Origin of the sequence: Halomonas marinisediminis, assembly GCF_004347715.1 — a bacterium.
GTDB lineage: Bacteria > Pseudomonadota > Gammaproteobacteria > Pseudomonadales > Halomonadaceae > Halomonas > Halomonas icarae.
Genome location: NZ_SLTR01000016.1, coordinates 33,358 through 49,048 on the forward strand (window position 1 = coordinate 33,358; position 15,691 = coordinate 49,048).

General features: G+C 66.5%; 14 protein-coding genes. 4 read left to right on the top strand and 10 right to left on the bottom strand.

Going from position 1 to position 15,691, the window contains the following annotated elements:
• Positions 1–170: 170 nt before the first annotated feature.
• Positions 171–3,032: an excinuclease ABC subunit UvrA gene (gene uvrA / locus E0702_RS11930; protein ID WP_132044125.1), complete on the bottom strand. Its 2,862-nt coding sequence runs from the start codon at positions 3,030–3,032 to the stop codon at positions 171–173.
• 177 nt (positions 3,033–3,209) lie between these two features.
• On the opposite strand from uvrA, the gene E0702_RS11935 reads away from it, so the two are divergent.
• The 4 genes from E0702_RS11935 to E0702_RS11950 all read left to right on the top strand — a co-directional run bounded on the left by E0702_RS11935 (position 3,210) and on the right by E0702_RS11950 (position 7,088).
• Positions 3,210–4,598, top strand: a complete 1,389-nt coding sequence (locus E0702_RS11935; RefSeq protein ID WP_132044127.1) for an MFS transporter — start codon at positions 3,210–3,212, stop codon at positions 4,596–4,598.
• A 165-nt stretch (positions 4,599–4,763) separates the two neighbouring features.
• Positions 4,764–5,414 (top strand): single-stranded DNA-binding protein, encoded by a 651-nt coding sequence (gene ssb, locus E0702_RS11940; protein ID WP_132044129.1) that lies wholly within the window; start codon positions 4,764–4,766, stop codon positions 5,412–5,414.
• A 40-nt stretch (positions 5,415–5,454) separates the two neighbouring features.
• Entirely contained in the window at positions 5,455–6,342 is an 888-nt protein-coding gene (locus tag E0702_RS11945; RefSeq protein WP_132044131.1) for a sugar nucleotide-binding protein, read from the top strand.
• Positions 6,339–7,088, top strand: a complete 750-nt coding sequence (locus tag E0702_RS11950) for a lysophospholipid acyltransferase family protein (protein ID WP_205741926.1) — start codon at positions 6,339–6,341, stop codon at positions 7,086–7,088. The genes E0702_RS11945 and E0702_RS11950 overlap by 4 nt, the downstream gene beginning before the upstream one ends.
• Before the next feature lie 142 nt (positions 7,089–7,230).
• On the opposite strand, the gene fabB is transcribed toward E0702_RS11950, so the two are convergent.
• From fabB to phrB, 9 genes are all read right to left on the bottom strand, one after another.
• A complete protein-coding gene (gene fabB / locus E0702_RS11955) occupies positions 7,231–8,448 on the bottom strand; it encodes a beta-ketoacyl-ACP synthase I (protein ID WP_132044133.1) in 1,218 nt (405 codons plus the stop codon).
• 13 nt (positions 8,449–8,461) lie between these two features.
• Complete coding sequence (gene fabA / locus E0702_RS11960; protein ID WP_132044135.1) at positions 8,462–8,977, bottom strand: 3-hydroxyacyl-[acyl-carrier-protein] dehydratase FabA; 516 nt, start codon at positions 8,975–8,977, stop codon at positions 8,462–8,464.
• 86 nt (positions 8,978–9,063) lie between these two features.
• Positions 9,064–9,594 (bottom strand): DUF2878 domain-containing protein, encoded by a 531-nt coding sequence (locus E0702_RS11965; protein WP_132044137.1) that lies wholly within the window; start codon positions 9,592–9,594, stop codon positions 9,064–9,066.
• Entirely contained in the window at positions 9,587–10,867 is a 1,281-nt protein-coding gene (locus E0702_RS11970) for an SAM-dependent methyltransferase (RefSeq protein ID WP_205741927.1), read from the bottom strand. Before E0702_RS11970 ends, E0702_RS11965 begins: the two co-directional genes overlap by 8 nt.
• A 12-nt stretch (positions 10,868–10,879) precedes the next feature.
• A complete protein-coding gene (locus tag E0702_RS11975) occupies positions 10,880–11,644 on the bottom strand; it encodes a DUF1365 domain-containing protein (protein ID WP_132044139.1) in 765 nt (254 codons plus the stop codon).
• On the bottom strand, positions 11,641–12,987 hold the full coding sequence (locus E0702_RS11980) for an NAD(P)/FAD-dependent oxidoreductase (protein ID WP_132044141.1): 1,347 nt from the start codon (positions 12,985–12,987) through the stop codon (positions 11,641–11,643). Before E0702_RS11980 ends, E0702_RS11975 begins: the two co-directional genes overlap by 4 nt.
• Positions 12,984–13,769, bottom strand: coding sequence for an SDR family NAD(P)-dependent oxidoreductase (locus tag E0702_RS11985; RefSeq protein WP_240721729.1), 786 nt, complete (start codon positions 13,767–13,769; stop codon positions 12,984–12,986). Before E0702_RS11985 ends, E0702_RS11980 begins: the two co-directional genes overlap by 4 nt.
• A gap of 41 nt (positions 13,770–13,810) precedes the next feature.
• Complete coding sequence (locus E0702_RS11990; RefSeq protein ID WP_132044145.1) at positions 13,811–14,251, bottom strand: nuclear transport factor 2 family protein; 441 nt, start codon at positions 14,249–14,251, stop codon at positions 13,811–13,813.
• Between the two features lie 15 nt (positions 14,252–14,266).
• Complete coding sequence (gene phrB, locus E0702_RS11995) at positions 14,267–15,682, bottom strand: deoxyribodipyrimidine photo-lyase (RefSeq protein ID WP_132044147.1); 1,416 nt, start codon at positions 15,680–15,682, stop codon at positions 14,267–14,269.
• Positions 15,683–15,691 lie beyond the last annotated feature (9 nt).

Consider the following 15,691-nt stretch of genomic DNA (forward strand, 5'->3'; position numbering starts at 1 on the left):
GGCTCGTAGACCCGAATCGCAGCTTTACCGGCGCCAGGTCTGCGCGGGGGCGCTGTGAACCCCTCCCTGGGCGCTACCGATGCCATCCCTGGCATAGGACCCCCGCTCCGACCTGGCCCCGGCGCTGCTCACCTCTCGGCGGCGTCTCGCTTCACGCTTTGAGCTCGCCGTCAGGCGGTGGTTTCCGGCTCCGCCTTGTAGGCCTGTGCCCGCTCCAGCAGCGGCTTGAGGAAGCGCCCGGTATGGGAGACCTCGCTGCGGGCCACCTGCTCCGGGGTACCCTCGGCGATGATGCGTCCGCCGCCGGAGCCGCCCTCGGGACCCAGGTCGATCAGCCAGTCGGCGGTCTTGATCACATCCAGGTTGTGCTCGATGACCACGATGGTGTTGCCGTGGTCGCGCAGGCGATGGAGCACGCCGAGAAGCTGGCGGATATCCTCGAAGTGCAGGCCGGTGGTGGGCTCATCGAGGATATACAGCGTCTTGCCGGTGTCGCGCTTGGCCAGCTCCCGGGCGAGCTTGACCCGCTGGGCCTCGCCGCCGGAGAGGGTGGTGGCGCTCTGGCCCAGGCGGATATAGGAGAGGCCCACATCGAGCAGGGTCTGCAGGCGGCGGGCAATGGCCGGCACGGGGCTGAAGAACTCCAGCGCCTCCTCCACGGTCATCCCCAGCACCTCGTCGATGCTCTTGCCCTTGTATTCGATCTCCAGGGTCTCGCGGTTGTAGCGCTTGCCCTTGCAGACATCGCAGGGCACATAGATATCGGGCAGGAAGTGCATCTCGACCTTGATCATGCCCTCGCCCTGACACGCCTCGCAGCGTCCCCCCTTGACGTTGAAGGAGAAGCGGCCGGGCTTGTAGCCCCGCGAGCGCGCCTCCTGGGTGCCGGCGAAGAGTTCGCGGATCGGCGTGAAGATCCCGGTGTAGGTGGCCGGGTTGGAGCGCGGGGTACGCCCGATGGGGCTCTGATCGATATCGATCACCTTGTCGAGATGATCGAGCCCCTCGATCTCATCGTGGGCCGAGGGCGTCAGGCTGGTGGCGTGGTTGAGCTCGCGGGCGGCGATGGGCATCAGGGTCGAGTTGATCAGCGTCGACTTGCCGGAGCCGGAGACGCCGGTGACGCACACGAACAGGCCCAGCGGCAGCTCCAGGGTGACATCCTGAAGGTTGTTGCCGCGGGCGCCCGAGAGGCGCAGTACCTTCTCCGGGTTGCCGGGGATGCGCCAGGGCGGGACCTCGATGCGCCGGGTGCCGGCCAGATACTGGCCGGTGAGCGAATCGGTGGTCGCGGTCACCTCCTCGGGGGTGCCCTGGGCGATGATTCGGCCGCCGTGAACGCCGGCTCCGGGGCCGATGTCGAGCACATGGTCGGCGGCACGGATGGCATCCTCGTCGTGTTCCACCACGATCACGGTGTTGCCCAGGTCGCGCAGGCGCTCGAGGGTCTGCAGCAGACGGTCGTTGTCACGCTGGTGCAGGCCGATGGAGGGCTCATCGAGGATATACATCACTCCCACCAGGCCGGCGCCGATCTGGCTGGCCAGGCGGATACGCTGGGCCTCGCCGCCGGAGAGGGTCTCGGCGCTGCGCTCCAGATTAAGGTAGTCGAGGCCGACGTTGACCAGGAACTCCAGGCGGGCATGGATCTCGTTGATGATCTTGGTGGCGATCTCGCCTCGCCGGCCCGGCAGCTCGAGCTCCTGGAAGTAGTGCCAGGCCTCGCCGATGGGCAGGCGAACCATGTCGGGCAGTGAACGCTCATCGATAAAGACATGGCGCGACTCCTTGCGCAGTCGCGATCCGTCGCAGCCCGGGCAGGGCTGGAGCGCGATATAGCGTGCCAGCTCCTCGCGCACCATGTTCGACTCGGTCTCACGGTAGCGGCGCTGCAGGTTGGGCAGCACCCCCTCGAAGGGGTGTTCGCGACTCACCTTGCGGCCACGATCATTGACATAGTGGAAGGCGATATCGTCGTGACCGCTGCCGTAGAGAATCACCTCGCGCTCGTGGCGTGCCAGCTCCTGCCAGGGGGTCTCCAGGGTGAAGCGGTAGTGATCGGCCACCGCCTGGAGCTGATTGAAGTAGAAGACACTGCGCCGGTCCCAGCCCTTGATCACGCCTTCGGCCAATGACAGTTCCGGGTGGCTGATCAGCTTGTCGGGATCGAAGACCTGCTGCACCCCGAGGCCATCGCAGGTCGAGCAGGCGCCGGCGGGGTTGTTGAAGGAGAACATGCGCGGCTCGAGCTCGGCGATCGAGTAGCCGCACACCGGGCAGGCGAAGCGTGCCGAGAAGGCGATATCCTCTCGCTCGCCGTCCATGAAGTGTACCATGGCGACGCCGTCCGCCAGGCCGAGGGCGGTCTCGAAGGACTCCGCCAGGCGCTGCTGCAGGCCGTCGCGAACCTTGATGCGGTCCACCACCACGCTGATATCGTGCTTGCGGGTCTTCTCCAGCGGGGCGATATCATCGAGCTCCTGGACCTGGCCGTCGACCATCGCGCGCACGAAGCCCTGGGCACGCAGCTCGGCGAGCAGCTGCAGGTGCTCGCCCTTGCGCCCCTTGACCACCGGGGCCAGCAGCATCAGCTTGCTGCCCTCGGGCAGCGCCAGCACCTGATCGACCATCTGCGAGACGGTCTGGGCCTCGAGGTCCTCGCCGTGTTCCGGGCAGCGCGGCGTGCCGGCCCGCGCGAACAGCAGGCGCAGGTAGTCGTAGATCTCGGTGATGGTGCCCACGGTTGAACGCGGGTTATGGGAGGTGGACTTCTGCTCGATGGAGATCGCCGGCGAGAGCCCCTCGATATGATCGACGTCGGGCTTCTCCATCATCGACAGGAACTGGCGGGCATAGGTGGAGAGCGACTCCACGTAGCGCCGCTGCCCCTCGGCATAGAGCGTATCGAAGGCCAGCGAGGACTTGCCCGAGCCGGATAGGCCGGTGACCACGATCAGCTTGTCGCGGGGCAGCTCGACGTCGATATTCTTCAGGTTGTGGGTGCGGGCACCCCTGACCAGAATCCTGTCCATTCCCACCTCATGAGCGCGGCAAAAGAGAGCGCGGCAAAAGGTCGATTATACGGGCCGGCTCCCGGCGGCGGCAAAGCGGGTTGGATGTCGACTTTCCCCGGCAGGTGGCAAACCGCTAGAATAGACGGTCAACTCCTGGGCGCATGACGCCCCCTCCAGGGAAGATACGCTACGCCTATGCGCAAGGTCTCCGGGCTGCTGCTCCCCGCCGAACGGCGCGCCATCACCGGCCTGGCCGGTCTCTACGCCACTCGTATGCTCGGCCTGTTCATGGTGCTGCCGGTTCTCGCGCTGTATGCCGATGATCTGGCCGGCGCCACGCCGCTGCTGGTGGGGCTGGCGCTGGGCATCTACGGCCTGACGCAGGCGGCTCTGCAGATCCCCTTCGGGCTGCTCTCCGATCGACTTGGGCGCAAGCCGGTGATCGCCGCCGGCCTGGTGCTGTTTGTGCTGGGCAGCGTGGTGGCCGCCGCCGCCAACACCATCGGCGGCGTCATCCTGGGGCGTTGCCTGCAGGGCAGCGGTGCGGTGGCCGCGGCGATCATGGCGCTGCTGGCCGACCAGACACGCGAGCAGGTGCGCACCGCGGCGATGGCCACCATCGGCCTCTCCATCGGAGTGGCCTTCGCCGTGGCCATGGTGCTGGGGCCGCTGGTGGCCGCCAGCTTCGGTCTTTCGGGAGTGTTCTGGTTCAACGCCCTCCTGGCTGCCATGGGGCTACCGGTGCTGTGGCGACTGGTGCCGCCCGCACCACGACGGTTGCGCCATCGCGATGTGGGCATCGACCGCGCCCAGCTGGGGCGCACCCTGAGGCGGCCCGACCTGCTGCGCCTGGATGTCTCCATCTTCGCCCTGCACCTGGTGCTGATGGCGATCTTCGTTGCGGTACCCTTCCGGCTGATCGAGGCGGGGCTTCCCTCGGAGCGCCACGGGCTGGCCTATCTGGGCGTGATGCTGCTGGCCTTCATCGGCATGGTGCCACTGGTCGTGGTGGCCGAGAAGCGTCGACGCATGAAGGCGATGTGCCTGCTGGCCATCTCGGCGATGCTGGTCAGCCTGCTGGGCATGGCCTGGGGCGGCGCCGATCTCTGGGGGTTACTGGCCTGGCTGCTGGCCTACTTCATTGGCTTCAATCTGCTCGAGGCCACGCTGCCATCGATGATCAGCAAGCTGGCACCGGCCGGGGCCAAGGGCACCGCCATGGGGGTCTACTCGACCAGCCAGTTTCTGGGGGCCTTCCTGGGCGGCGTGCTGGGTGGCGCCCTGGCCCAGCACTGGGGGCTGACGGCGGTCTTCCTGGGGGCAGCCGCGTTGGCCGCGGTCTGGCTCGCGGTCATGGTGGGCATGCGCCAGCCGCCGCATCTGGTCAGTGAAGTGGTGGCACTCGACGGTGATCACGGCGATGATGCCCTGGAGACTCTGATGGCGAAGTTTGCCGAGGTGGCCGGCGTCGAGGATGTGCTGGTCGTCCCCGAGGAGCGCCTGGCCTATCTCAAGGTGGATCGTCAGCGCCTCGACGAGGAGGCGCTGGCCAGACTGATCGACTCGGGAAGGGAGCGTGCCTGACGGCGCCCTCATCCACGCCGGCCGGCATGACACGCCAGATGGCGACCCCGGCCCGCGAAACAGTGCATTGATGGCATCTCTTTTTTGACAACACTTTGCTGTATCTCTTTCTGACAACTTTCCCGAAAACTTTTTTGAAAACTTTTTTTAAACAAGGAGTCCCTCATGGCCCGTGGCATCAACAAGGTCATCCTCATCGGCAATCTGGGGCAGGACCCCGAGGTTCGCTTCACCCCCTCCGGTACCGCCGTTGCCAATGTCAACCTGGCGACCACCGATACCTGGATGGATCGCCAGAGCGGCCAGCGCCAGGAGCGTACCGAGTGGCACCGTCTGGTGATGTTCAACAAGACCGCCGAGATCGCCCAGCAGTACCTCAAGAAAGGCAGCAAGATCTATGTCGAGGGACGCCTGCAGACCCGCAAGTGGCAGGGCCAGGATGGTCAGGATCGCTATACCACCGAGATCGTGGTCAATGACATGCAGATGCTCGACGGCCGCGCCGGCGGCGGAGACTTCCAGGGGGGTGGCTTCGGCGGTGCCCAGCAGCAGGGTGGCTATGGTGGTGGCCAGCCCCAGCAGGGCGGTTATGGCGGTCAACCCCAGCAGGGCGGCTATGGTAACCAGCCTCAGCAGGGTGGAGCTCCCCAGCAGGGCGGAGGCTTCGGCGGTGGAGCGCCCCAGCGTCCCCCGCAGCAGCCTCCCCAGCGTCCCGCCCAGGGTGGCCAGCCGGCTGGCGGTCAGCAGCAGGGCGGTAACTTCGGGGCACCCGACCCGGGCAGCTTCGACGACTTCGATGACGAGATCCCGTTCTGATACGTCGATCCGCTGACGCCATGGCGAGAGAGGTGCGCGAGTGAAGCTGCTGGTACTGGATGCCGGTCACTGCCTGAGCCTGGCCCTGGCTCGGGAGGCCAATCGCCGCTCGGATACCGAGCTGATCATCGAGGAGAGCCTGACGCTGGACCCGGACTGGCTGGCGCAGGTGGCGCCGGATGCCCTGGTGATTCCGCCGCTGTCGCGGCCGATCATCGCCGCGCCGGCGGAGGTGACGGCGCACGCCGAGGCGGTGGAGCGCTGCATGGAGCTGTGTCGAGAGGCGGATATTCCGCTGGTGTGGTGCGTCTCCGACCAGCTCTACGAGGATGGCTTCGCCGAGCCCATCGACGAACATGTCATTCCACGCCCGCGAGACGAGAGCCTGCGACGCCTGGTCGTTACCGGTGATCGCATCCGAGCCGAGCACCCTCACCATCTGATCGTGCGGCTGGGGCCGCTGTTCGCGCTGGAGGGCAGCCACGCCTGGCTCAACGAGCTGATCGATACACTGATCGTTGGCGGTGAGGTGCGCGGCGAGGTCGATGTGACCTGCTGTCCCACCTCGGCCGATGCGGTGGCCATGGCGCTGATCGGCATGCTGCAGCAGCAGCAGTGCGGGGCCGGCGCCTGGGGTAGCTATCATCTGGCAGGTACCGAGCCGGTCAGTATCTACACCTTTGTCTCGGTGGTGCGCACCCAGCTGGCCACCCGACTCGAGGGTCGCGGTGAGAAGCGAGAGCTGGGCCCTCTGCGCGCCCTGCATCATCATCACGACCATCCACTGCGCCGTGTGCTCAACTGCCGACGCGTGCTGGAAGTCTTCGGTGTCCATCAGAAGCCCTGGCGCCTGGAGTTGAGCAATATGCTCGATGCCTGGTGTCTGGCCAATGCGCCGGCGTGCAGCAAGGAGGAGAGCACATCGTGAACGTGCTGCGCAGCCTGATCTTCTACCTGGGCTACTTCATCGCCATGCTGGTATGTGGCGTGCTGTTTCTGCCGCCGGCGCCCTTCCTGCCGCTCGGCTCTCGCTATCGTCTGCTCAACCTCTACAACCACTTCATCATCAGCTGGTTCCGGCTGGTCGTCGGGGTGCGCTATGACTTTCGTGGCCATGAGAACGTGCCCGATGGCCCCTGTGTGATCCTTGCCAATCATCAGTCCGAGTGGGAGACCGTCTACCTGCAGCTGCTGCATCCGCCGGTATGCACGGTGCTCAAGAAGGAGTTGCTGAATCTGCCGATCTTCGGCTGGGGGCTGCGGCTGCTGCACCCCATCGCCCTGGACCGCTCGCGGCCCTCTCGGGCCATCAAGCAGGTGCTCACCCAGGGCAAGCAGCGCCTGGGTGAGGGACTGTCGGTGCTGATCTTTCCCGAGGGCACCCGGGTCGCCCCGGGCAGCCGCAAGCGCTACAACAAGAGTGGGGCGGTGATTGCCTGCCGTGCCGGGGTACCGGTGGTGCCGGTGGCCCACAATGCCGGCGAGCGCTGGCCAGGGCGCCATTGGGTAAAGAACCCGGGCCGGCTGTCGCTGGTGGTGGGGGCTCCCATCGCCACCGAGGGGCGTAGCCCGGAGGAGGTCCTGCTCGAGGTGGAGGCGTGGATCGAGGCGACTCTCGAAGAGATCTCCGAGGTGCCGAGGCCAGTGACCGATAGTGCAGCCTCGGCCGTGTGACGCCCGAGGCGACAGATAGCCTGGCTGTCGGGGCTGATCTGGTAATAAGCCCTACGAGCGTGATGCCACCATCGCGAGTGACGAATGCAAGACGGCGCCCCTGAGGGCGCCGTCTTGCGTTGCGGTGCATGGCTGAGTGCCATCAGTCGCGGAAGGTCTCCAGCACCAGGCAGGCGTTGGTGCCGCCGAAACCGAAGCTGTTGGAGAGCACGCGCTCGACCTTCACCCCGTCACGACGCTGGGTCACGATATCGACGCCTTCGGCCTGCTCGTCGAGGGTCTCGATATTGGCCGAGGCGGCGATGAAGTCGTTCTCCATCATCAGCAGCGAGTAGATCGCCTCCTGCACCCCGGTGGCCCCCAGCGAGTGACCGGTCAGCGACTTGGTGGAGCTGATCGCCGGGGTCGCATCGCCGAATACCTCACGGATCGCCCGTAGCTCGGAAATATCGCCTACCGGCGTCGAGGTGCCGTGGGTGTTGATATAGTCGATCTTGCCGTCGACGGTGGCCATGGCCTGACGCATGCAGCGCACGGCTCCCTCGCCGGAGGGGGCAACCATGTCGTGACCATCGGAGTTGGCGCCGTAACCGGTCACCTCGGCATAGATCTTGGCGCCCCGGGCACGCGCATGCTCGAGCTCCTCGAGCACCAGCATGCCGCCACCGCCGGCGATGACGAAGCCATCGCGGGCCTGGTCATAGGGGCGTGAGGCCTTTTCCGGCGTATCGTTGTACTGGGTGGAGAGGGCACCCATGGCGTCGAACAGGCAGGAGAGGGTCCAGTGCTCCTCCTCGCCGCCGCCGGCAAAGACCACATCCTGCTTGCCCATCTGGATCTGCTCCACGGCGTTGCCGATGCAGTGCACGGAGGTGGCGCAGGCAGAGGAGATGGAGTAGTTGATGCCCTTGATCTTGAACGGCGTCGCCAGGCAGGCCGAGACGGTGCTGCCCATGGTGCGGGTGACCCGGTACGGGCCCACGCGGCGCAGGCCCTTCTCGCGCATGACGTCGGCGGCCTCCACCTGGTTGGCGCTGGAGGCGCCACCGGAGCCGGCGATCAGGCCGGTGCGTTCATTGGATACCTGTTCCGGCGTCAGCCCCGCGTCCTCGATGGCCTGGGCCATGCTGACATAGGCGTAGGCGGCGGCATCACCCATGAAGCGACGCTGCTTGCGATCGATCAGGGCATCGAGGTCGATATCGACCACGCCGGCCACATGACTACGGAATCCGCGCTCGGCGTACTCCTCCTTGAAGCGAATACCGGAGCGCCCTTCCTTGAGTGCCTCCAGAACCTGCTGCTTGTCGTTGCCCAGGCAGGAGACGATGCCCAGGCCGGTGACTACCACTCGTCGCATGGAAACCTCCTGGTCAGAAGTTCGCGGTGGAGGTGAAAAGGCCGACGCGCAGGTCGTTGGCCTGGTAGATATCGCGGCCGTCGACGGAAACAGTGCCGTCGGCCATGCCGAGAATCAAGCGCCGGGTGATGATGCGCTTGATATTGATCCGGTAGGTGACCCTCTGGGCATCGGGCAGAATCTGGCCGGTGAACTTCACCTCTCCGCAGCCCAGGGCACGACCGCGGCCGGGGTGGCCGAGCCAGCCCAGATAGAAGCCCACCAGCTGCCACATGGCATCCAGGCCCAGGCAGCCGGGCATGACCGGATCTCCGGGGAAGTGGCAGTCGAAGAACCACAGGTCGGGGTGGATATCGAGCTCGGCGATCAGCTCGCCCTTGCCATGCTCCCCGCCATCCTCGGTGATCGAGATGATGCGATCGAGCATCAGCATGTTGGGGGCCGGCAGCTGGGCGTTGCCGGGGCCGAACAGCTCGCCTCGCGAACAGGCCAGCAGTTCGTCGCGGTTGAAGGAGTGTTGCTTGGTCACAGAGTCATTCCGAGAGTCGAATGTTATTAGAGGCGTAGTCTACTGCCCGTGAAAGGTGAATGCACGTGGTCCGAGCGTTCAGGAGTTCACTGCCCGGGGGTGGGGTGGCCGCCCAGTCGCCGGCATAGCCACAGGCAGAGGCCGGCCCAGATAACAGCCTGGGCAGGCAGCAGCCAGGGAGCGAGGGAGACTTCGGCAAGCTTGGCGCCGGCGTAGTAGGAGAGCGGACCACCGACGGCCCCGCCCAGGACGGCGAGCCGAGGTCGCGACCACAGCCAGGCCAGGGAGTGATGCAGCAGGGTGGCGAACAGTGGCCACAGTAGCCACAGCCAGGCCGGTAGCAGCCCCAGGGCCAGGCGCGAGTCGCCAAAGTCGAAGCCGCCGACCCGGGTCAGGCCACCGTCGACGGCCAGGCCGAGCAGGATAAAGCCGAGCAGCCAGCGCCACTCCCCGGGCCAGGCCTGCCAGCGTAGATGGGCGATGAGAATCACAATGGCCATAGTCCCGCCCAACAGGCTGCCGCCCAGCACGCAGGCCAGCCAGCCCGCCTCGAAAGCCAGCAGGTTGGCCAGCAGGCGGGGTGTCGAGCGTCGCCGGTCCAGTGCCGGCTCAGGCATCGGCCAGGATGCCGGTGAGTGGGGTCGGGCGGGCGCCGGGCTTGGCCAGCAGCAGGTGGCAGGTGCCGATGGTGCGCTCGAGGAAGCCCCCTTCGCAGTAGCACAGATAGTAGCGCCACATGCGAATGAAGCGTTCGTCGTAGCCCAGGTTGCGTATGGTCTCCAGGCTGGCCTCGAAGCGCTGGCGCCATTCACGCAGGGTGCGCGCATAGTGCGGACCTATCTCGTTCAGGGCCAGTACATTGAGCGAGGTGCTTCGCGTCACCCCTTGCAGGATGGCGTGGTGAGAGGGCAGGAAGCCGCCGGGAAAGATATGGCGCTTGATGAAGTCCATCTCGCGCTTGGCAGCCTCGAAACGCTGGTCGCGGATGGTGATCGCCTGCAGCATCGCCAGGCCGTCGTCGGTGAGCAGCCGGTCCAGGGTGGCCAGGTAGGTCTCCAGATACTGATGGCCCACCGCCTCGATCATCTCCACCGAGATCAGCCGGTCGTACTGGCCCTCGAGCTCTCGGTAGTCCTGCTTGAGCAGGGTGATGCGGTCCTCCAGCCCTTCGTCGGCGATGCGTCGTGCGGTGTAGGCGTACTGCTCCTCGGAGATGGTGGTGGTGGTGACTCGGCAGCCGCGGGTCCTGGCCGCATGGATGGCGAGTCCGCCCCAGCCGGTACCGATCTCGAGCAGGTGGTGGTCGGGGCGCACATCCAGCCGCTCCAGCATGAGGTCCAGCTTGTGGGTAGAGGCCTCCTCCAGGCTCGCCTCGGAGTGGGGGAAGACGGCGCTGGAGTACATGCGGTGTTCGTGGTCGAGGAAGGTGGCAAACAGTTCGTTGCCGATGTCGTAGTGGGCCGAGATATTGCGTCGTGAACCCGACAGGCTGTTGCGCTGCAGGCGGTAGAGGGCGGTCAGTAGCCAGCGCCCCAGACGGGCGGAGCCGTTCTCGATCTCGCCGTTGACCCGCTCCAGGTTGGCGGCGCACAGGCGTACCAGCGTGACCAGGTCATCGGTATCCCAGTCGCCATCCATGTAGGCCTCCGCGGCCCCCACGGTGCCGCCCAGCGCCAGGCGCCTCCAGGCCCGGCTGTCGCGCACCACCAGGTTGGCGACAAGTGGCCCGCCCTGGCCCAGATAGTGGCGACGATGTCCTTCGATCAGTGTGATCTGGCCACCCTCAAGGCGGTCCAGTTGGGCCAGCAGACGCGGTCGTAGCCAGCGTGTCAGGCGGTCGGCATCGTCCGTCAGGGGACGAGTGGTGTTGGCGGAGCGCAGCGTGTTCACGTCGGTCTCTCCTTACGAACGGTCGGCGTCGGGGCCGGGGTGGTCATGGATCGGCACCCGCTTGACCCACAGGCGCAGTGCCTCGAAGTGGATGCCGGCCAGGGTCTTGGCGCCCATCCACGGCTGGCGTGCCAGGGTGGCGAGCAGCACGCCACGGGTCGCCGGTCGACCCTCGAGGGTCAGGGTGGCGTCGAAGTGGCGTGCTCCCTCGCGCCAGTTCTCCATATGCATCAGCAGCCGCTCGCCGGGGGTGTTGAAACGCCAACGATAGGTCATGTCCATGGGGTTGAAGGGCGAGACGTGCATCGCCTTGGTGAACTCGGCCCTGTGGGTGTGCCGGCTCGGATCCACAGCACAGGCGTAGCGGGTACGCTCGCCCCAGGGGATGTTGCTCACCTCACCCAGCACGGCGCGCAGCTCGCCGCGGGCATCGAAGGCGTAGTAGAGCGAGATGGGGTTGAAGCCTACTCCCAGGGTGTGCAGCTGGGTGAGCAGGCAGATGCGCCCATCGGGGGCGTCGCCCAGCTGGTGCGCGATCTCCTTGCGTACCACCTGTTCAAGGGGGCGGTCGTGGGGGGCAAGATAGTCATGGCGGCGGAAGCGAGCCAATGCGGGGCGCCGGGCGCTGAAGCCGGGCACACCGTCGAACAGTTCAGGCAACTCGTCGAGATCGAGCCAGGCCATCCACACCCTGTAGGTGAAGGCGTGCTCGCGCGGCAGGAAGCGCCGATGACGCAGCTCGCCGCGGTAGATGCGTGAGTGGGGCCTGGCCATCATGCGCTCACGGCCCCCTCGGCCACCGGGGCGAGCAGGCTGGTGACTCCCTCTGGTCCCGCTTCGTCGCCACCCAGGGCGTGAGCCACGCGCAGGGCGCTCCAGACCCCGTCCTCGTGGAAGCCGTTGCGCCAGTAGGCGCCACAGTAGTGGGTATGGAAGGCGGTGCCGGAGATCTCGTCATGGCGGGTCTTGGCCGCTTCGCCGGCCAGGGTGAACTGTGGGTGGGCATAGGTGAATCGGCCCAGCACCTTCTCCGGTGCAATCGCCTCGCTGTCGTTGAGGGTGACGCAGAAGGTGTGCGGCGCTGCCAGGCGCTGCAGGATATTCATGTCGTAGGTCACCGAGACGCGTGCCGTCTCGTCGCGACCATCCAGTCGATAGTTCCAGCTCGCCCAGGCGCGGCGGCGGCGGGGCAGCAGGCGGGTGTCGGTATGCAGCACCACCTCGTTGTCCTGGTAGGTCAGGGCGCCCAGGACCTCGCGCTCGACGGGGCTGGGATCCTCCAGCAGCGCCAGGGCCTGGTCGGCGTGGCAGGCCATCACCACCTCGTCGAAGTGTTCGACGCCGAGGGCGCTGCGCACCACCACGCCGTCACCCAGCCGTCGAATGCCGCGCACCGGTGTCGACAGGCGAATGCGGCCGGCGTAGGGCGCGGTGAGCAGCGGAATATAGCTGCGCGATCCGCCGACCAGGGTGTACCACTGCGGTCTGTGGTTGATCGAAAGCAGGCCGTGGTGGCGGAAGAAGCGCACGAAGAACTGCAGCGGAAAGTCGCGCAGATCATTCAGGCTCGCCGACCAGATCGCCGCTCCCATGGGCAGCAGGTAGCGTTTCTGGAAGGCGGCACCGAAACCGTGCGCCTCCAGCCATGTGCCCAGAGTCAGAGCGGGATCGAGTGCGCCCTCATCCATGGCCCGGATCGCCTCGTGGTTGAAGCGCAGGATCTCGCGCAGCAGACCGTAGAAACTGGGGCGCAGCAGGTTGCGCCGCTGAGCGAACAGGCTGGCCAGGGTATGGCCGTTATACTCGAAGTCGCGGGTCGTCTCATGCACCGAAAAGCTCATCTCGGTGGGCTGGGACAATATGCCGAGACGCTGCATCAGGCGTTGGAAGTGCGGATAGGTCCAGTCGTTGAAGACGATGAAACCGGTGTCGATGGCGTAATGGCGGCCCTCGAGTTCCACATCCACGGTGGCGGTATGGCCGCCCAGGCGTGCATCGGCCTCGAAGAGCGTTACCTCGTGGCGGCCTGACAGGTACCAGGCGGCGGCCATGCCGGCGATGCCACTCCCCACCACGGCGATACGTCGGCTGGGCGTGGGGTGGGAGAGTCTAGTGTTCATCGGGCGTTCTCCGTGGCGGCATCGGACCGCGTCATGCGCCGCCCCAGCCGATAGCGCAGGGGCGCCGGCAGGATGCCCATCAGTTTGACGAGCAGGGTAAAGCGCCGTGGGAAGTGAATGTCCAGGCGACGGCGAGCGATACCCTCGAGGATCGCTTCGGCGGCCTGGTCGACCTCCACCCGCATGGGCATCGGGAAGTCATTGCGGTCGGTAAGTGGCGTGCGCACGAAACCAGGGTGGATAAGGCTGACGTCGATTCCCTCGTCGGCCAGGTCCAGACGCAACGACTCCAGGAAGTGGCTCAGCGCGGCCTTGGAGGCACCGTAGGCCTCGGCCCGGGGCAGGGGCAGGTAGGCCGCGGCACTCGACGTGGCGGCGAGCAGCGGATTCCCGCCCTCGATGCGGGCGCGGCGCAGCAGTGGCAGGGCGGCATCGATGCAGTGGAGGGCGCCGTGGAAGTTGGCGGCGAAGACTCGCTCCACCAGGTCGACGTCGAAGTGTCGGGCATCGAGATATTCGCAGGTGCCGGCATTGAGAATCACCAGGTCGAGGCCGCCCAGGGCGGCCGCCAGTTGCCGACTGGCGTCGCGTACCGCCCCACGGTCAGTCACATCCAGCGGCAGTACCAGGGCGTTGGCGCGGCCGGCGGCCAGCTCCTCGAGGGCAGCCGTATTGCGGCCGCTGAGTGCCACGCGATCGCCTCGCGCCAGCAGGCGTTCGGCCAGGGCGCGGCCGATACCCGAGCTGGCGCCGGTGATCCAGATGCGCTGGGAGTCGAACATGGGGCCTCCGGGGGTGGTTGCCATGCCCGGGGCCGTTGTCCTCAGGCGTCGAGCTGGCGCTTGATCAGTCGGATGGCACCGCCCAGCAGGGGGAGCCGTTCATAGAGCAGTTCACCGGCATCGAAGTAGTCGCGATGGCGGGCGATCCGTCCGCTGTCATCTTCCGCGAAGGCGAGGTGAGAGCACCCTTCCACTGTAATCTCTCGTCCGCTCTCCAGACGGGGGTGCACCAGGTACATGGTCCAGGTGACGAAGGCCTCCCGATCCAGGCGCTGCCGACTGTGAAAGCGGAATCGGCATTTGGTGACATTTCTGTACAAGGCAGAGAAGTAGCGCTCGAGTGCCTCTATACCCTCGATATGGTGAAGCGGGTCGTGAAAGATGACGTCCTGAGTATAGAATTCGCTCAATCTGTTTGTACAGCTCTTGTCTAGATTTTTAAAGAAGGCGCAGAAGGCCTCCAGCTGAGGGTCGGCTGACATCGGGCACACCTTGGTTCAGTCGGCCTTGAGTGCCTTGAAGGCCTCCAGCGCGCGAATGCGCGCCGCCTTGTGGTCGACGATGGGAGAGGGGTAGCCGCTGCCGCCGAGCAGGTCACGGGGCGGGGCATGGCGTACCTTGGCAGGCAGCTCGGCCAGCTCCGGCAGCCACTCGGCCAGGAAGGTGCCGTCGGGGTCGAAGCGCTTGGACTGGGTGGTGGGATTGAAGATACGGAAGTAGGGTGCTGCATCGGTGCCGGTGGAGGCGGCCCACTGCCAGCCGCCGTTGTTGGCGCAGAACTCCCCATCCACCAGGTGGCGCAGGAAGAAGGCCTCGCCGCGGCGCCAATCGATCAGCAGGTGCTTGCTCAGGAACATGGCGGTGATCATGCGCAGGCGGTTGTGCATCCAGCCGGTGGCGACCAGCTGGCGCATGGCGGCATCGACGATGGGGTAGCCGGTGCGGCCCTCGCACCAGGCGCGAAAGCCAGCGTCATCATCGCGCCAGGCGAGCCCCTCGGTATGGCGCTGGAAGGCACGATGCCGGCATACACGAGGAAAGCCCACCGCCACATGACGGTAGAACTCGCGCCACACCAGCTCATTGACCCAGGCGGTCAGGCCCGCATCGCCCTCGGCCAGGCTGCCGTCATTCTCGGCGAGCACCGCCTGAAGACACTGGCGCCAGGAGATCATGCCCAGTGCCAGGTAGGGTGAAAGCTCGCTGGTGCCGCGAATCGCCGGGAAGTCGCGCTGGTTGGCATAGTGGCGAGCACGGAAGCGCAGGAAGCGCTCCAGGCGATCCGCGGCGGCCTCCTCACCGGCCGGCCACTGGCGGCCATCGATGGGGCTGTCCGCGAGCGTCGGAAGAGCGGGCAGCGGGTCGCTCTCGATACCGATGGATGCCTGGGGGGGCGGGGTGTCTGCCAGCGCCAGGCGCTCCGCGCTCAGCTGGCGGTGCCAGGCCCGTGCGAAGGGGGTGAAGACCCCGTAGTAGTCGCCCTTGCCGGTGAGCAGCTCTCCCGGGGCGAAGGCCACGGCATCGTGATGGCCTTGTGCCTCGAGGCCCGCCGCCTGGAAGACATCGATCACCGCGGCGTCCCTGGCGAGCTCATCCACCGGGTACTCGCGATTGAAGTGCACTCTGCCGGCGCCGGTCTCGCGGGCGATGGTCAGCAGCGATTCCGGGGCCTCGTCGAAGTCGTCGATATCGCGATGCAGCAGCGGGATGCCCAGGCCTCGCAGCGCCGTCTCGAGGGCCGCCACGCCGCGGGCGCGGAAGTCGAGCTGGTTGGCGCCATGGCCGTGGCGTTGCCAGTGGGGCAGGGCGCGCAGGTAGACGGCGATCACCGGGCCGCGGTGTGCGGCGGCGGCCAGGGCACGGTTGTCATGGACACGCAGGTCGCTACGAAACCACATCAGGGTCGGGGGCATATCGGCTCC